The 16,699-nt window shown below is 73.3% G+C and carries 14 protein-coding genes; 5 read left to right on the forward strand and 9 right to left on the reverse strand.

The annotated features are described in order from the left end of the window. Position 1: 1 nt before the first annotated feature. A complete protein-coding gene (locus ACIP4Y_RS09485; RefSeq protein ID WP_401389983.1) occupies positions 2-1,015 on the reverse strand; it encodes a DUF2278 family protein in 1,014 nt (337 codons plus the stop codon). 194 nt (positions 1,016-1,209) lie between these two features. Between ACIP4Y_RS09485 and ACIP4Y_RS09490 the strand changes: the two genes are divergently transcribed. After that, positions 1,210-1,650, forward strand: a complete 441-nt coding sequence (locus ACIP4Y_RS09490; RefSeq protein WP_358647030.1) for an SRPBCC family protein — start codon at positions 1,210-1,212, stop codon at positions 1,648-1,650. A 332-nt stretch (positions 1,651-1,982) separates the two neighbouring features. On the opposite strand, the gene ACIP4Y_RS09495 is transcribed toward ACIP4Y_RS09490, so the two are convergent. The 6 genes from ACIP4Y_RS09495 to ACIP4Y_RS09520 all read right to left on the reverse strand — a co-directional run bounded on the left by ACIP4Y_RS09495 (position 1,983) and on the right by ACIP4Y_RS09520 (position 9,377). Beyond that, on the reverse strand, positions 1,983-2,621 hold the full coding sequence (locus ACIP4Y_RS09495; RefSeq protein WP_401389987.1) for a LysE family translocator: 639 nt from the start codon (positions 2,619-2,621) through the stop codon (positions 1,983-1,985). A gap of 43 nt (positions 2,622-2,664) precedes the next feature. Then, on the reverse strand, positions 2,665-3,816 hold the full coding sequence (locus ACIP4Y_RS09500; RefSeq protein ID WP_401389990.1) for an XdhC family protein: 1,152 nt from the start codon (positions 3,814-3,816) through the stop codon (positions 2,665-2,667). Between the two features lie 43 nt (positions 3,817-3,859). Then, on the reverse strand, positions 3,860-5,314 hold the full coding sequence (locus tag ACIP4Y_RS09505; protein WP_358641249.1) for an NCS2 family permease: 1,455 nt from the start codon (positions 5,312-5,314) through the stop codon (positions 3,860-3,862). A gap of 207 nt (positions 5,315-5,521) precedes the next feature. Next, on the reverse strand, positions 5,522-7,906 hold the full coding sequence (locus ACIP4Y_RS09510; protein ID WP_358641247.1) for a molybdopterin cofactor-binding domain-containing protein: 2,385 nt from the start codon (positions 7,904-7,906) through the stop codon (positions 5,522-5,524). Between the two features lie 2 nt (positions 7,907-7,908). Further along, the gene (locus ACIP4Y_RS09515) at positions 7,909-8,484 is read right to left on the reverse strand and encodes a (2Fe-2S)-binding protein (RefSeq protein ID WP_401389994.1); all 576 of its coding nucleotides are present in this window, start codon (positions 8,482-8,484) and stop codon (positions 7,909-7,911) included. Further along, positions 8,484-9,377: a xanthine dehydrogenase family protein subunit M gene (locus ACIP4Y_RS09520; RefSeq protein WP_358641243.1), complete on the reverse strand. Its 894-nt coding sequence runs from the start codon at positions 9,375-9,377 to the stop codon at positions 8,484-8,486. The genes ACIP4Y_RS09515 and ACIP4Y_RS09520 overlap by 1 nt, the downstream gene beginning before the upstream one ends. A gap of 351 nt (positions 9,378-9,728) precedes the next feature. Here ACIP4Y_RS09520 and ACIP4Y_RS09525 point away from each other — a divergent pair, with 351 nt between their 5' ends. After that, positions 9,729-11,402: a PucR family transcriptional regulator gene (locus ACIP4Y_RS09525; protein ID WP_401389997.1), complete on the forward strand. Its 1,674-nt coding sequence runs from the start codon at positions 9,729-9,731 to the stop codon at positions 11,400-11,402. 177 nt (positions 11,403-11,579) lie between these two features. Continuing rightward, positions 11,580-12,344 carry a hypothetical protein gene (locus tag ACIP4Y_RS09530; RefSeq protein ID WP_358641239.1) on the forward strand — a complete coding sequence of 255 codons (765 nt, stop codon included), beginning with the start codon at positions 11,580-11,582 and terminating at the stop codon, positions 12,342-12,344. A gap of 93 nt (positions 12,345-12,437) precedes the next feature. On the opposite strand, the gene ACIP4Y_RS09535 is transcribed toward ACIP4Y_RS09530, so the two are convergent. Continuing rightward, positions 12,438-13,220, reverse strand: coding sequence for a GntR family transcriptional regulator (locus tag ACIP4Y_RS09535; protein WP_401390000.1), 783 nt, complete (start codon positions 13,218-13,220; stop codon positions 12,438-12,440). A gap of 177 nt (positions 13,221-13,397) precedes the next feature. Here ACIP4Y_RS09535 and ACIP4Y_RS09540 point away from each other — a divergent pair, with 177 nt between their 5' ends. Both ACIP4Y_RS09540 and ACIP4Y_RS09545 read left to right on the forward strand, forming a co-directional pair. After that, positions 13,398-14,240, forward strand: coding sequence for a (2Fe-2S)-binding protein (locus tag ACIP4Y_RS09540; RefSeq protein WP_401390003.1), 843 nt, complete (start codon positions 13,398-13,400; stop codon positions 14,238-14,240). Positions 14,241-14,553: 313 nt separating this feature from the next. Then, positions 14,554-15,594 carry a DUF2637 domain-containing protein gene (locus tag ACIP4Y_RS09545; RefSeq protein ID WP_358641233.1) on the forward strand — a complete coding sequence of 347 codons (1,041 nt, stop codon included), beginning with the start codon at positions 14,554-14,556 and terminating at the stop codon, positions 15,592-15,594. A 512-nt stretch (positions 15,595-16,106) separates the two neighbouring features. Here the strand turns inward: ACIP4Y_RS09545 and ACIP4Y_RS09550 are convergent. Then, positions 16,107-16,550, reverse strand: coding sequence for an ATP-binding protein (locus ACIP4Y_RS09550; protein WP_401390006.1), 444 nt, complete (start codon positions 16,548-16,550; stop codon positions 16,107-16,109). Between the last annotated feature and the right edge of the window lie 149 nt (positions 16,551-16,699).

The following is a 16,699-nucleotide window of genomic DNA, read 5'->3' on the forward strand; positions in this document are numbered from 1 at the left end:
TTCAGAACACGACCGTCCAGCCCTCGCGGGCAGCCTGTTCGGCGGTGTAGGAGACGCCGTGGACCTTCAGGCCGGCCGCGTCCAGGAGGGACATCTCCCCGCCGTGGTCACCCAGCCGGGCCTCCGCGCCGAGCGGCACGGTGAGGCAGGCACCGGGCGCGAGCGGGCCCGCGGCCTGGACCGGCGCCCCGCGGCCGAGGCGGCCGACGACGCGCCAGCCGGTCAGGTCGACGGGGTCCGCCGAGGCGTTGAGCAGGGTGACGGTCTCCGCCCCGGGGGCGGGGCCGGCCGGGTTGACCAGCGCCGCGACGATCCGCACCGGCTGCACGGCGGGCGTGGGCCGGGTGCCGTCGACGTGTTCCAGGGTGTGCCCGGTGGTGTCGTCGGTGTGCCAGGACTGGCTCTGGAAAGCCAGGAAGATGCCGACCCAGCGGGACTGGCCGGGGAAGTGCAGCAGGAATCCGCCGTCCTGCCACACGCCGTCGTCGCCGCGGAAACGGTGGCTGTTGCCCTGGTTCATGTGGACGTCGTGCACGCCGTTGCCGGGCAGGAACCCGAACACCTTGTCCTTCTTGCCGGGTTCGGGGCCGAAGCGGGAGCCGAAGACGTACAGCAGCGCCGCCGGGTCGGCCACCGCGCGCTGTACGTAGTGGTCGAGGAGGTCGGCGAGGTCGTTGTCGGGGCCCGCGACGTCCGGCGGGAGCGAGCGCATCCCGGCCGGGTCGAAGAGGTTGCCGCGCACGAAGTCGAGGTTCGGGCCGCCGGGGCCGGACGGCAGGGTGTTCCAGCCGCCGGACAGGCCCTCCAGGCGGGCGGTCAGCGGGTGCCGGAAGTCGTCGGCGACCAGGTACAGCAGCTCGGAGGGTTGCTCCTGCGACAGCACGTTGACCGCCGCGCGGTAGTGCGTGCCGTGGTCGTCCGTGAGGTGGATCTGGTAGTGCGGCGTGTGGCTCGCGCCCTCGCGCCGGGTGTCGACGGCGCGGGCGATGAGAACGCCGTAGGTCTTCAACGGCATGACGAATCAACTCCCCCGTGCGGCAGGCGTGTTGCCCGACCCATGGCTGGAAGACTGGAGGCAGGATGTGTGTCGCGCCGCGCCGCGCACCGGCGGTTTCAGGATACGTCTGCTCGCCGGCACCTGCTACGCGGGCGGGCCGAGGCGGCGGGTGAACACGCAGGTGACCGGCGCGCATTGCCTACGATCGTGCCGTGCCCACCTTCTCCTTCGAACGTACGGCGCCCCTCCCGCCCGAGGAGGCCTGGCGCCGGCTCACGGACTGGCCCCGCCATGCCGACGCGGTACCGCTGACCCGGATCAGGGTGCTCACGCCCGCGCCGGCCGGCGAGGGCACGCGCTTCGTGGCCAGGTCGGGGATCGGGCCGCTCGCCCTGGACGACGTCATGGAGGTGACGGTCTGGCGTCCGCCGGCCGGCGGCGAGGCCGGCCTGTGCCGCCTGGAGAAACGCGGCCGCGTGATCCTCGGCTGGGCCGAGATCGAGGTCGGCCCCGGCCCCGGGGGCCGCAGCCGTGTGGTCTGGCGCGAGGAGCTGCGGGTCCGCTTCCTGCCCTCCGCCTTCGACCCCGCCCTGAAGTCGGCCTCCCGCCACCTGTTCGGCCGCGCGGCCAACCACCTGCTCAGACGGGGCTGAACCACGGACGGCACGGGGCAGAAAGGGCGGCCGGGGGGCGAGCCGGGCCGCCGCCGGGCGTCACCCGAACACCGGTCCGGCATCAGCCGAGCCGCCGACCGGTCGCGAGCGGGGCCGCCAGGCAGGCGTGAGCCGGACCACGCGGCCTTCCGGCACATCCTCGACGCCGGCCTGACCGACCCGGCCCCCTCGCCGGGCGGACCGGCGGACACGCATCGGCCCCGCACGGCAGGCGCGCATCGGCTGCCGGGGCACCCTCCTGGGCAGGTGTCGGTCGTGGCCCGCCGGTGCGACCTGCGCACCCGCCCGGTCGCGCCCCCGCGGACCTCAGGTCAGTCCTTGCGTCCGGTCAGCGCCACCGTGACGCCCAGGCCGATCATCGTCAGGCCGCCCGCGCCGCCGACGGCGGACAGGCGGCGGGGCGAGCGGGCGAACCAGTCGCGGGCGGAGGAGGCGGCGAGGCCCCAGATGCCGTCGGAGATCACCGCGATGACGTTGAAGACCAGCCCGAGCAGCAGCATCTGCGCCGGGACGTGCCCCTGCGCCCGGTCCACGAACTGCGGCAGCACGGCGGCGAAGAACACCATGGTCTTGGGGTTGGCCACGCCGACCGCGAACCCCTCCCCCAGGGTGCGCAGGCCCCCACGGGCGGGGCCGGACTCCGCGACGGCGGTTGGCAGCGAGCCGCGCTGCCGCCACGCCTTGACGCCGAGGTACACGAGATAGGCGGCACCGGCGAGCTTGAGGGCGGTGAAGACGAGGACCGAGCGCTCGACGACCGCTCCGATGCCGAGCGCCACGGCCACGACGAGCACGTACGCGCCGAGCGTGTTGCCGGCGACGGTGGTCAGCGCGGCCCGGCGGCCGTGCGCCAGGGCCCGTCCGATCACGAACAGGACGCTGGGGCCGGGGACCACGATGAGCAGGAAGGACAGGGCCGCGAAGGCCGCCAGCCGGTCGGGGGACACCATGCCGTCATGGAACACAGGGGCGAGGGCGGCGGGCAAACCCTTTTCAGGCGACCGATCCGACCCGCGGCGCCGGGAGCGCGGCCGTGTCGTGGTGGATGGGAGTGTGCGCGCCGGTCAGCGACACCCCGCTGCCGCCGCGCCGGCCCGCGACGATCTCCGCCGCGATGGACAGCGCCGTCTCCTCGGGCGTCCGCGCGCCGAGGTCCAGGCCGATCGGGGAGCGCAGCCGGGCCAGCTCCAGCTCGGTGACGCCGACCGCGCGCAGGCGCTCGTTGCGCTCCAGGTGGGTACGGCGGGAGCCCATCGCTCCGACGTAGGCGACCGGCAGCCGCAGCGCCAGCTTCAGCAGCGGTACGTCGAACTTGGCGTCGTGGGTGAGGACGCACAGGACGGTACGGCCGTCCACCGCGGTGTGCTCCAGGTACTCGTGGGGCCACTGCACGACGATCTCGTCGGCCTCGGGGAAGCGGGTGCGCGTGGCGAACACCGGGCGGGCGTCGCACACGGTGACGTGGTAGCCCAGGAACTTGCCGATCCGGACCAGTGCCGAGGCGAAGTCGATCGCGCCGAAGACGATCATCCGGGGTGCGGGGACGGAGGACTCCACCAGGACCGTGAGCGGGGCGCCGCAGCGCGAGCCCTGTTCGCCGATCTCCAGGGTGCCGGTGCGGCCCGCGTCCAGGAAGGCGCCGGCCTCGGCGGCGACCGTGCGGTCCAGCTCGGGGTGGGCGCCGAGACCGCCGTCGTACGAGCCGTCGGGGCGGACCAGCAGGGCCCGGCCCCGCAGCCGCGCCGGGCCCTCGGCGATCCGCGCGACCGCCGCCGCCTCCCCTCGGGCGGCGGCGGCCAGCGCGGCCGCGAACACCGGCCGGGCGGGACCGTCCGCCCGGACCGGGGTGACGAGGATGTCGATGACGCCGCCACAGGTCAGGCCGACGGCGAAGGCATCCTCGTCGCTGTAGCCGAAGCGCTCCAGGACGGTCTCGCCGTCCTCCAGCGCCTGCCGGCACAGCTCGTACACGGCGCCCTCCACGCATCCGCCGGAGACCGAGCCGATCGCCGTGCCCTCGGCGTCCACCGCGAGGGCGGCGCCGGGCTGGCGCGGGGCGCTGCCGCCGACGGCCACCACGGTGGCGACGGCGAAGTCACGGCCCTGCTCGACCCACCGGTTCAGCTCCTCGGCGATGTCCAGCATCTGTCGGTCTCCTAACGGGTTGCGGGAAGGACTGCGGGCGGGGCTAGTGGACGCCCAGCCAGGCCTCGATGGGATGAAGGGCGAGGTAGACGAGGAACACGACCGTCAGGCCCCACATGAAGGCGCCGATCTCGCGGGCCTTGCCCTGGGCCGCCTTGATGGCGACGTAGGAGATGACGCCCGCGGCGACACCGGTGGTGATGGTGTACGTGAACGGCATCAGCACGACGGTCAGGAAGACCGGGATGGCGGTCGCGCGGTCGGTCCAGTCCACGTGCCGGGCGTTCATCAGCATCAGGGCGCCGATGACGACCAGGGCGGCGGAGGCGACCTCCTGCGGGACGATCGCGGTGACCGGCGTGAAGAACAGGCAGGCCGCGAAGAACAGGCCGGTGACGACGGAGGCGAGACCGGTGCGGGCTCCCTCGCCGACGCCGGTGGCCGACTCGATGAACACCGTCTGGCCGGAGCCGCCCGCCACACCGCCGATCGCGCCGCCGGCGCCGTCGATGAACAGGGCCTTGGACAGGCCCGGCATCCGGCCCTTGTCGTCGGCGAGGTTCGCCTCGGTGCCGACGCCGATGATGGTGGCCATCGCGTCGAAGAAGCCGGCGAGCACCAGGGTGAAGACGATCATGCCGATCGTCATCGCGCCGACCTTGCCCCAGCCGCCGAACTCGACGTGCCCGAAGAGCGAGAAGTCGGGCATCGAGACCGCGCCGTGCAGCTCGGGCGCGCCGTTGGCCCACTCCTCGGGGGCGATGACGCCGAGCCCGTTGAGGACGGCGGCGACGACCGTGCCGGAGACGATGCCGATGAGGATGGCGCCGGGGACGTTCCGGGCCTGCAGCATGAAGATCAGCAGCAGGGTGCCGGCGAAGAGCAGCACCGGCCAGCCGGTGAGTTCACCGGCGGGGCCGAGGGTGACCGGGGTGGCCTTGCCCTGGTGCACGAAGCCGGACTTGTAGAAGCCGATGAGGGCGATGAACAGGCCGATGCCCATGGTGATGCCGTGCTTGAGCGCGAGCGGGATCGCGTTCATGATCATTTCACGCAGGCCGGTGACGACCAGCAGCATGATGACCACGCCGTACATCACACACATGCCCATGGCCTGCGGCCAGGTCATGTTGGGGGCAACCTGCGAGGACAGGACACCGGAGACGGAGAGGCCGGCGGCGAGGGCGAGCGGCACCTTGCCGACGAAACCCATCAGCAGCGTGGTGAAGGCCGCCGCGAACGCGGTCGCGGTGATCAGCGCCTTCTGGCCGAGTGTGTCCCCCGCCGCGTCCTTGCCGGACAGGATGAGGGGGTTGAGCAGGAGGATGTACGCCATCGCCATGAAGGTGGTGATGCCGCCGCGCACCTCTCGTGCGACCGTGGATCCTCTTCTGGATATGTGGAAGTACCGGTCGAGCCAGGACCGCCCTGCCGGGACGCGGGTGCCATCACCGGCGTCGTCGGCTGCGGTCCTCGGCTCCACTGACTGCTGGGTCATGGTGCCATCTCCCAAGGTTCACAGGGGCACCCGTGCCTCCTGACCGGGCACGGGATTTGGGAATGGACGACCCGGGGGACGGCCCGAGGCGAACGAATTTCCTGGTACTTCAAGGACCGCGAGCGGAGCGGAACTCAAAGAGGGTTCCTCCGGGCGGCGCGGCGGAGTGTGTGACGTTCCCTGCGCCGCCCGGAGAGCTTTTCGGTGCTACGCGGTACCCGTGAGGTGCTCGGGCCGTACCGGCGTGCGGTTGAGCTCCAGCCCGGTCGCGTTCCGGATCGCCGCGAGGACGGCCGGGGTGGACGACAGGGTCGGGGCCTCGCCGATGCCACGGAGCCCGTAGGGGGCGTGGTCGTCGGCGAGTTCGAGCACGTCGACCGGGATGGTCGGCGTGTCGAGGATGGTGGGGATCAGGTAGTCCGTGAAGGAGGGGTTCCTGACCTTCGCCGTCTTGGGGTCGACGATGATCTCCTCCATGACGGCCACGCCCAGGCCCTGGGTCGTACCGCCCTGGATCTGGCCGACGACGGAGAGCGGGTTGAGCGCCTTGCCGACGTCCTGGGCGCAGGCCAGCTCGATCACCTTGACCAGGCCGAGTTCGGTGTCGACCTCGACCACCGCGCGGTGGGCGGCGAAGGAGTACTGGACGTGTCCGTTGCCCTGCCCGGTGCGCAGGTCGAAGGGCTCGGTCGGCCGGTGCCGCCACTCCTCCTCGACCTCCACGGCCTCGCCCTCCAGGACGTCGACCAGGTCGGCGAGGACCTCGCCGCCGTCGGTGACGACCTTGCCGCCCTCCAGCAGGAGTTCGGCCGTGGCCCAGGCCGGGTGGTAGGAGCCGAACTTGCGCCGGCCGATCTCCAGGACCTTCTCGCGGACCAGCTCGCAGGCGTTCTTCACGGCGCCGCCGGTGACGTACGTCTGACGGGACGCGGACGTCGAACCGGCCGAACCGACCTGCGTGTCGGCGGGGTGGATGGTCACCTGGGCGACACCCAGCTCCGTGCGGGCGATCTGCGCGTGGACGGTGACACCGCCCTGGCCGACCTCCGCCATCGCGGTGTGCACGGTCGCGACCGGCTCCCCGCCCACGACCTCCATGCGCACCTTGGCGGTGGAGTAGTCGTCGAAGCCCTCGGAGAAGCCCACGTTCTTGATGCCGACCGCGTAGCCGACGCCCCGTACGACGCCTTCGCCGTGGGTGGTGTTGGACAGACCGCCGGGCAGCTGCCGTACGTCGGCGCCCTCGCTGGACTCCCACTGGCGCTCCGGCGGCAGGGGCATCGCCTTGACGCGGCGCAGGAGTTCGGCGACGGGGGCGGGCGAGTCGACGGGCTGGCCCGTCGGCATGATGGTGCCCTGCTCCATGGCGTTGAGCTGCCGGAACTCCACCGGGTCCATGCCGAGCTTCTTCGCCAGCTTGTCCATCTGCGCCTCGTAGGCGAAGCAGGCCTGGACCGCGCCGAAGCCGCGCATGGCGCCGCAGGGCGGGTTGTTGGTGTAGAGGGCGATGGCCTCGATGTCGACGTCGTCGATGACGTACGGGCCGACGGAGAGCGAGGAGGCGTTGCCGACGACCGCCGGGGAGGCGGAGGCGTAGGCGCCGCCGTCCAGGACGATCTTGCACTTCATGTGCGTGAGCTTGCCGTCCTTGGTCGCCCCGTGCTCGTAGTAGAGCTTGGCGGGGTGGCGGTGGACGTGCCCGAAGAAGGACTCGAACCGGTTGTAGACGATCTTCACGGGCTTGCCGGTGCGCAGCGCCAGCAGGCAGGCGTGGATCTGCATCGACAGGTCCTCGCGGCCGCCGAACGCGCCGCCGACGCCGGCCAGCGTCATGCGCACCTTCTCCTCGGGCAGGCCGAGGACGGGCGCGATCTGGCGCAGGTCGGAGTGGAGCCACTGGGTGGCGATGTAGAGGTGGACGCCGCCGTCCTCCTCGGGCACGGCGAGCCCGGACTCCGGGCCGAGGAAGGCCTGGTCCTGCATGCCGAAGGTGTACTCGCCCCGGACGATGACGTCGGCGCGCCCGGCGGCCTCGTCCGCGTTGCCGCGGACGATCGGCTGGCGGTGCACGATGTTCGGGTGCGGGACGTGCCCGGAGTGGTGGTCGTCGCGGTTCTCGTGGACGAGGATCGCGTCCGGGGCGGTCGCGGAGGCCTCGTCGGTGATGACGGGCAGCTCCTTGTAGTCCACCTTGATCTTGGCGGCGGCGCGGCGGGCCGTCTCCGGGTGGTCGGCGGCGACGATCGCGACCGGCTCGCCGTGGTGGCGTACCTTGCCGTGTGCGAGGACCGGGGTGTCCTGGATCTCCAGGCCGTAGTTCTTCACCTCGGTGGGCAGGTCGTCGTACGTCATGACGGCGTACACGCCCGGCATGGCGAGGGCCTCGGAGGTGTCGATCGAGACGATCTCGGCGTGCGCGACGGTGGAGCGCAGGATCTGGCCCCACAGCATGTCCTCGTGCCACATGTCGGACGAGTACGCGAACTCGCCGGTGACCTTGAGGGTGCCGTCCGGGCGGAGCGTGGACTCGCCGATGCCGCCCTTGGTCTTCGACCCCTGTGTGATCTTCGTGGGAGCGCCGTTGGCCGGCATGCTCAGACCCCCTCGGACTGGCGGGCGGCCGCGAGGCGGACCGCGTCCATGATCTTCTCGTAGCCCGTGCAGCGGCACAGGTTGCCCGACAGCGCCTCGCGGATGTCCGCGTCGGTCGGGTTCGGGTTCTTCTCCAGCATCTCGTCGGCGGCGACCAGCAGACCCGGGGTGCAGAAGCCGCACTGGACGGCGCCGGCGTCGATGAACGCCTGCTGGATGGGGGAGAGTCCGGTGCCCTCGCCGGTCTGCGAGTCGCTGCCCTTGGCCTGCCAGCCCTTGGCCTCGTCCAGGCTCGTGCCACCGCAGGCACCGGTCCCGCAGGAGCGCTGCCTGGCGAAGTCCGCCAGGCCCTCGACGGTCACGACCTCGCGGCCCTCGACCTGGCCGGCCGCGACCAGGCAGGAGCACACGGGCACGCCGTCCAGGCGGACCGTGCAGGAGCCGCACTCGCCCTGCTCACAGGCGTTCTTCGAGCCCGGCAGACCGAGGCGCTCGCGCAGCACGTACAGCAGGGACTCGCCCTCCCAGACGTCGTCTGCCTCCTGCGGACGTCCGTTGACGGTGAAGTTGACGCGCATTACGCAGCTCCCTCGGTGGTGCGGCGGGTGCCGCGGTACGACTCCCAGGTCCAGGTGAGCGTCCGGCGGGCCATCACGCCGACCGCGTGCCGGCGGTAGCTCGCGGTGCCCCGGACGTCGTCGATCGGGTTGCAGGCGGCCGAGCACAGGTCCGCGAACTGCTTGGCGACCGACGGGGTGATGATCTTCCCGTTGTCCCAGAAACCGCCCTCCTCCAGGGCCGCGTTCAGGAACTCCTCGGCGGCCTTGGCCCGCACCGGGGTGGGGGCGGCCGAGCCGATGCCGGTGCGCACGGTCCGGGTCTGCGGGTGCAGGGCGAGGCCGAACGCGCACACGGCGATGACCATGGCGTTGCGGGTGCCGACCTTCGAGTACTGCTGCGGGCCGTCGGCCTTCTTGATGTGCACCGCGCGGATCAGCTCGTCGGGCTGGAGCGCGTTGCGCTTGACGCCCGTGTAGAACGCGTCGATCGGGATCAGCCGGGTGCCGCGGGCCGCCGACGCCACCTCGACCTCGGCGCCGGCCGCGAGCAGGGCGGGGTGGGCGTCGCCGGCGGGCGAGGCCGTGCCGAGGTTGCCGCCGACACCGCCGCGGTTGCGGATCTGCGGGGAGGCGACCGTGTGCGAGGCGAGCGCCAGGCCCGGCAGCTCGGCACGGAGATGCTCCATGATCCTGGTGTACGGGACGGAGGCACCCAGCCGTACGGTGTCCTCCCCGACCTCCCACTCGTAGAGATCGCCGATGCGGTTCAGGTCGAGGAGGTACTCGGGCCGGCGGTGGTCGAAGTTGATCTCGACCATCACATCGGTGCCACCCGCAATCGGCACAGCGGTGGGGTGCTCGGCCTTCGCGGCGAGCGCCTCCTCCCAGCTGGCGGGGCGAAGGAAGTCCATGACCGGCTCTCTTCTTCGTCTCAGTGCTCTTGAAGTCGTACAGATTGAGCCAATCCGTGTGCGGCGGGCCCGGCTCGTTCATGTGCTGTTAACGCGGAGTGGACTCAGTACACCGCCCTGTACTCCGGCGGGGTCAGTCACCGAAACCATGAAGGAGTTCGCTGGCCAGGGCGAGCATCTTGTAGATTCGTATGAACGGAGGTCATCGGTAACCTCTCCGTTTTCCTCGGGAAACGCAGGTAACGGCATGGCAAGCCCGGTTTCCGGCCGGTGCGGCCCGTCATCGGGTCCCCTCCCGGCCCCCCTCCAAGATCCATCGTAGGTTTCGAGACAAAGAACGGCGGCGACGAGATGCGGCTGCGCGCACTGCTGGACACCGACGCGCTGGGCCTGCGGCTGCTCGGCGGCGAAGACGAGCTGGACCGCACGGTCCGCGGGGTCATGACCACCGACCTGCGCGACCCGAGCCGCTACCTCTCCGGCGGCGAACTGGTGCTGACCGGCCTGGCCTGGCGCCGGGACGCCGGCGACTCCGAGCCGTTCGTACGGATCCTGGTGCAGGCCGGCGTGGCGGCCCTCGCGGCCGGCGAGGCCGAGCTGGGCGACATTCCGGACGACCTGGTGCTGGCCTGCGCCAGGCACCGGCTGCCGCTGTTCGCGGTCCACGAGTCGGTGGCGTTCGCCACGATCACCGAGCACGTCGTCCGGCAGGTCTCCGGCGAGCGCGCCGGAGACCTGGCGGCCGTCGTGGACCGGCACCGCCGGATGATGACCTCGGGCCCGGCGGGCGGCGGCCCGGACGTGGTCCTGGACCTGCTCGGCTCCGACCTGGACCTGCGCGCCTGGGTGCTCTCCCCCACCGGCCGGCTGATCGCCGGCTCCAAGGTGGCGGGCCCGGCGCTGCCCGTCGAGACCTGCGCCCGGCTCGCCGCCGAGCACCTGGCGGCCACCCGCACCGGCCGCCGCGGCCCGCACCGGGTCCCGTTGCACGGCACCACGTACTCCCTCTTCCCGATCCGCTCCTCCGGCCGCTCCCCGCAGGCCGCCCGCGATGTGCGCGAGACGGTCCTGTCGGACTGGCTGCTGGCGGTGGAGGCCGACGCGGGCGACTGGCCCGGGGAGCGCCTGGACCTGCTCCAGGGCGTCACCCAGCTGATCGCCGTCGAGCGGGACCGCCGGGACGCGGCCCGCACGGTCCGGCGCCGGCTCGCCCAGGAGGTCCTGGAGCTGGTGCAGACGGGCGCCGCGCCCGCCGAGATAGCCGCCCGGCTGCGGGTGGCGGCGCCGGTGCTGCTGCCCGGCCTCGGGGCGGCCCCGCACTGGCAGGTCGTGGTGGCCAGGGTGGAGTGGAACGGGGACGAGGTCGAGGGCGGCCCGGTCGCCCAGTCCCTGCTGGAGGAGGTGCTGGTCGACCCGCTGGCGACCGGCCCCGAGCCGTCCGACCGGATCGCCGTCGCGCACACCGGCGACGAGGCGATCGCCCTGGTCCCGCTGCCCGCGGTCGCCACCGAGCACGACGGCTCGGAGACCGGCCTGCTCGCCGACGCCCTGCTGCAGTCGGTGCGCGAGCCGCTGTCGGCGGGCCTCGACGACGACGGCCGGCTCACCCTCGGCGTCAGCGCGGCCGTGCACTCGGCGGAGGGCCTGCGCGGCGCCCTGGAGGAGGCCCGGCACGCCCGCCGGGTCGCCGCCGCCCGCACCGGCCGGGTCTGCGCGGCCGGCCACCAGGAGCTGGCCAGCCACGTGCTGCTGCTCCCGTTCGTCCCGGACGACGTCCGCCGCGCCTTCACCGCCCGGCTGCTGGACCCGCTGAAGGACTACGACCGCCGGCACCGGGCCGAGCTGATCCCGACCCTGGAGGCGTTCCTCGACTGCGACGGCTCCTGGACCCGCTGCGCCACCCGGCTGCACCTGCACGTCAACACGCTGCGCTACCGGGTGGGCCGGATCGAGCAGTTGACGGGACGGGACCTGTCACGCCTGGAGGACAAGCTCGACTTCTTCCTCGCCCTGCGCATGAGCTGAGGTCAGGCGGGGTCGACGGGGGCGCGCGGCGGCGAGAACCGGTCACGCCCGCACCCCACTACTTTGTGAAATCTTTCACCCACCCTCTTGGCCGGGCCCCGCGAGAGGTGCTGGAATGCCGCCACCACTCAACAGCTCGATGGCGTGCTCGGGGAGGGCAACGTGGCGCATACCGCCATGTCTGGTAACGGAACCACCGGTGACGATCCGCTCCAGACCGCGGTATGGCGGTTGCGCAGCCGGGCCTGCTGGGCCGACGCGGCAGCCCTGCTGCCCGCCGACCGTCCCGCCCCGGCGCTCCAGCGGGCCGCCCTGCTGGTCGAACGGTGCCTGTACACCGAGCGGGGCTGGGAAGAAGCGGAGGACGCGCTGCGCACGGCGGAGGCGCTGGCGCACAGCGACGACGAGCGGGGGGCCGCCGCCTGCGAACGCGGCTACCTCGCCTACGCCGCCACCCTGCTCGGCGTGCGCGACCGGGCCGACGAGGCGCGGGCCGCGCTGGGCCGGGCGGCGGCGCTGGTCCCGCCGGGGGCGCCGGGGCGGGCCCTGCTGGACTTCCGGCGCGGGCTGGTGGCCCAGAACCTGGCGGGCGTCCCGCAGGCGGCCCGCGCCGCGTTCCGCCGCGCCCACGCTGCCGCCATGACCAACGCCGACCCGTTGCTGCTGTCCTTCACCTGGCGCCACCTGGCGGGACTCGCGCTGCGGGACGGCGAGCTGGCGGAAGCGCGGCACGGTTTCGCCGAATCCCTGCGCATCCGGGAGGAGTTGGGCTATCTCGTGGGCACGGCGCCCGCGCTGGTCTCCCTGGCCGACACGGAGGAGGAACCGGAGGCGTCCCGCCTCCGCGAGGAGGCCCGCCGCCTCTTCCGGTTGCTGGGCGGGGTGCCGACGTGGCTGGCGCAGCAGCTGGCACCGCCTGCGCCGGGGGCGGCGACGGCGTAAGGGAGGGCGGCCGGGGTTCGTCGCCGACTGCGGGTCCGTGGGGGCCGCACCCGGGAGACGCCCCGCACTCCCGCGGCGCCGAGCCGTGACGGCTCAGCTCGCGCCCGCGAAATGCTCCCCCGCCAGCCCCCGCACCGCATCCACGTCCCCGGCGGCCAACGCGTCCAGCAGAGCCATGTGTTCCGCCGCGTCGGCGAGCAGCTCGGCCCTCCCGCGCCGTGCCGGCGGCCACTGGGAGCGGCGGTGGAGGTCCTCGGCGATCCGCACCAGCTGCTCGTTGCCGGAGAGGGCGAGCAGCGCGCGGTGGAAGGCCCGGTCGGACTCCGCGTACGTCGCCGGGCAGCCGGAGGCCGCCGCGCGTACCGTCTCCTGCGCGAGCGGCCGCAGCTCGGCCCACCGCTCGGCCGGCACCGTACGGGCCAGCCGCAGCATCACCGGCACCTCGATGAGCGCGCGCACCTCCGCCAGCTCGGCCAGCTCCCGCGCCCCGCGCTCGACCACCCGGAAGCCGCGGTTGGGCACGACCTCGACGGCTCCCTCCAGCGCGAGCTGCTGCATGGCCTCCCGCACGGGCGTGGCCGAGACGCCGAACCGTTCGCCGAGCACCGGCGCCGAGTAGACCTCGCCCGGCTTCAGCTCACCGGTGACCAGCGCCGTGCGCAGCGCGTCCAGGATCTGCCCGCGCACCGAGGACCGCTGCACCGCGGCCCGCGGCCCGGGCACCGGCCGCTCACCGTGGGTGTGCTCGCCCCGCGCCGCACCCGGCACCGCGGCGTCCCGTTCCCGGCCCGGTGCGCAGTCGGCGGCCGGGCGCTGCTGCGCCGGCACCCGGGCGGCGGCCGGCGTGCCCGCGGAGCCCTGCACGCCCTGCTTCACGGGTCCTCCTGGCGGCTTGTCGGTACTTGGGGTCATTAACGACGGGTTGTCGCTTGTCCGTCAAGCACCTTAGGCGCAGCGGGCGGCAGTTCAAACTCCGACAACCCCGGATAAGGTAAGGCTTACCTTACGGCCCGGTCCGCGCTCGCGGACGCGTCCGAGGAGGGTGGTTCCGCCGTGCCCGCTGCGGCCACGCCGCTCACCGCCGCGTACGACCGCCTCGCCGCGGCCCTTACGGGGCTGACCGTGACCGAGCTGAGCCCGGACGAGGAGGCACCCGCGGGCGCGGGCTGGACGGCCGCCGCCGGGCTCGCGGCGGGCGGCGCGGAGCTGGACGCGTTCCCGGCCTGGGACGCGGCCCAGGTGGTGGGGGACCACGGCCGCCCGGCCCGCCCGGACGTCGTCGCGAGCTTCGGTCTGCACCGCTACGCCTGGGCCGCCTGCCTGCTGATCACCGTCCCGTGGTTCCTGTACCGCCGGGTGCCCCGGCTGCCCGTGACCCACGTCTCGTACGACCGCACCGCCGGCCGGATGGCCCTACGCCGCCCCGTCTCCGTGGCCTGTCTGCCGGGCGACCCGGCCGCCGCGCTGCCCGGCACGGTCGTCGTCGCCGACGGGGAGGCGCTGCGGGCCGAGGTGCGGGCGGCCGTGGCCGAGCGCCTGGAGCCGTTGCTCGCCGCCTTCGGGCCGCGGATGCGGCGGCGCGGGCGCGCGCTGTGGGGCATGGCGACCGACGAGGTCGCGGAGGGGCTGTGGTACGTCGCCCGGCTGCTCGGTGAGCGGGAGGCGGCGCGGGCCGTGCGGGAGCTGGAGCTGCTGCTGCCGGGGGCGACCCTGCCGTACGCCGGTTCGGCCGGGTTCCGGACGCCGGCCGGGCCGGACGGCGCGCCGCTGCACACCCGGAACGGGGCGAGCTGCTGCATGTTCTACACCGTCCGCCCGGAGGACACCTGCGCCACCTGCCCGCGCACCTGCGACCGCGAGCGGATCGCCAACGCGACGCGTTCCGCGGCTGGCTGACGGATTATCGGGTCAGGCGCACGGCCGCCCGTCCACCAGGGTCACCGCCACCGGACCTCCCGCCCCGGACCAGCTCTTTGAGAGGGATGCACAACTTCCTCAGCCGTCGCGGGAACTTTCCGGGGAACCACCCGTACGGGTAGTCCTATTTGAAGTCAACTCACGCCTCTCACACGGCAGTTCGAGCGGAACGCCGCCCTGGGCGTCCCCTTGCGCCTTCTTGGCGGCCTCTTGCCCCGAAACCCCCTGAGGGCCCTCGGGAGTGGGCCACTATGGCGGGCGTTACGCCCTATCCCAATGCAAGGGACCCCTGATGAGACTGACCGACATATCGCTGAACTGGTTGCTTCCGGGCGCCGTACTGCTCCTGGGCATGCTGGCGGCGGTGGCGGTGCTCGCGCGCGGCAAGCGCTCCTCCGGGGAGAACGCGAGCGCGGACGACTCCTGGGAGCGCAGCGAGGAGCGCCGCAGACGCAAGGAGGCCATCTACGGCACCGCCTCCTACGTGCTCCTGTTCTGCTGTGCGGCGGTGGCGGCGGCCCTGTCCTTCCACGGCCTCGTCGGCTTCGGCGAACAGAACCTCGGGCTGACCGACGGCTGGCAGTACCTGGTGCCGTTCGGCCTGGACGGCGCGGCGATGTTCTGCTCCGTGCTCGCGGTGCGCGAGGCCAGCCACGGTGACGCGGCCCTCGGTTCCCGGATACTCGTCTGGATGTTCGCGGCCGCCGCGGCCTGGTTCAACTGGGTGCACGCGCCGCGCGGCGCGGGGCACGCCGGTGCGCCGCAGTTCTTCTCCGGCATGTCGCTGTCGGCCGCCGTGCTGTTCGACCGCGCGCTGAAGCAGACCCGCCGGGCCGCGCTGCGCGAGCAGGGCCTGGTACCGCGTCCGCTGCCGCAGATCCGGATCGTGCGCTGGGTACGGGCTCCCCGCGAGACCTACAAGGCCTGGTCGCTGATGCTCCTGGAAGGCGTGCGCAGCCTCGACGAGGCCGTCGAGGAGGTCCGCGAGGACAAGCGGCAGAAGGAGGAGACCCGGCAGCGGCGGCGGGACCAGCAGCGCGTGGAGCGCGCCCAGCTGAAGGCGATCAGCCGGGGTCACCGCGGCTTCGCCGGCCGGGGGGCCGGCCGGGAGGTCGAGGTCCAGGTGGAGCGTGGGCCGGCGCCGGCAACTGCGGAGCCTGCCATATCGACCGCGGAGCAGCTGCCCGTCCGCGCTCGGCCCTCCCTTCAGCCGGTTCGCACCGGGGCTGAACCGGTGTCAGTCGACCTCACCGCGGAGGACGACACCATGGCCCTGCCGCGCCTGGACTCCCTGGAGCGCAAGCTCAAGGACCTGGAGCAGCAGTTCGGCTGACCCCCGCCCCCCGCGGGAACGGGGCGGGGACGCGACCACAAGGGTCCCGCCCCCGCCCCGTTCCCGTCCACGCCACGCATCCCCTCCGGCTCCGCTCCGCTCGCCCTGATCCCCGTCCGCGCCACTCTTCCCGGCGGGGCCACGCCACTCTCCGCCCCGGGTCCGCACCATCGGCCCCGTCCCCGTTCCCGTCCACGCCAGCCGGCCCGCCCGGGTTCGCGCCGCTCGCCCTGGACCCCGGCCACGCCACTCTCTCCGTCAGGGTCCGCGCCGCCCATCCCGCCCGGCTCCGCGCCGCCCGTCCCGCCCGGCTCCGCGCCGCTCTTCCCTTGCGGAGGCCGCGCCGCTGTTGCCTTCCCGGCCGCGCCGCTCTCCCCGTCAGGGGCCGCGCCACTCTTCGTGCCCGGTCCGCGCCGTCGGCCCCGTTCCCGTCCACGCCAGCCGGCCCGCCCGGGTTCGCGCCGCTCGTCCCGTGGACGCGGTGTCGTCGAGCAGGCTGCCTCGGCTTCTTCTCAGGCCGCCTCGGCGTCGAGTTCGAACCAGACCGACTTGCCCACCCCGTGCGGTCGTACGCCCCAGGCGTCGGCGAGGGACTGTACGAGCAGCAGGCCCCGGCCGTGGGTGTCGTCGTCCGAGCTGGAAGCGCTCGGCTCGGGCCTGCGGGCCACGAAGTCCCGTACCTCCACGCGCAGTCCGCCGTCCTCCACGACAGCCGTGAGGACGGCGTCGTCGTCGGTGTGGACGAGCGCGTTGGTGACGAGTTCGCTGGTGAGCAGTTCGGCGATCTCCGAGCGGCCCGGTTTCCCCCAGTGCCGCAGCAGTTCGCGCAGCGCCCGGCGGGCCTCCGGTACCGCCCTGAGGTCCGCCCGGCCCAGCCTGCGCCTCAGCCGGCGCGCGTGCTCCGTGATGGTGTCGGTCTCTTCCTCCGTAGTCGCCGAGAAGGCCCCTACGGTCAAGGGACCGCCCCCTCGTGCCTGCCTCTTCATGACCCCCGCCCGCACGCCGCCGGTCCCTGCCCCTCCTGGTCGAACACGTTCACGGGGGATGCTTGCCCAGCGGGCTCCGGGCCAGTCCTGGGGCATGCCCGATGACCGGCGGTTCGGCC

The organism is Streptomyces sp. NPDC088810 (assembly GCF_044750305.1).
GTDB lineage: Bacteria > Actinomycetota > Actinomycetes > Streptomycetales > Streptomycetaceae > Streptomyces.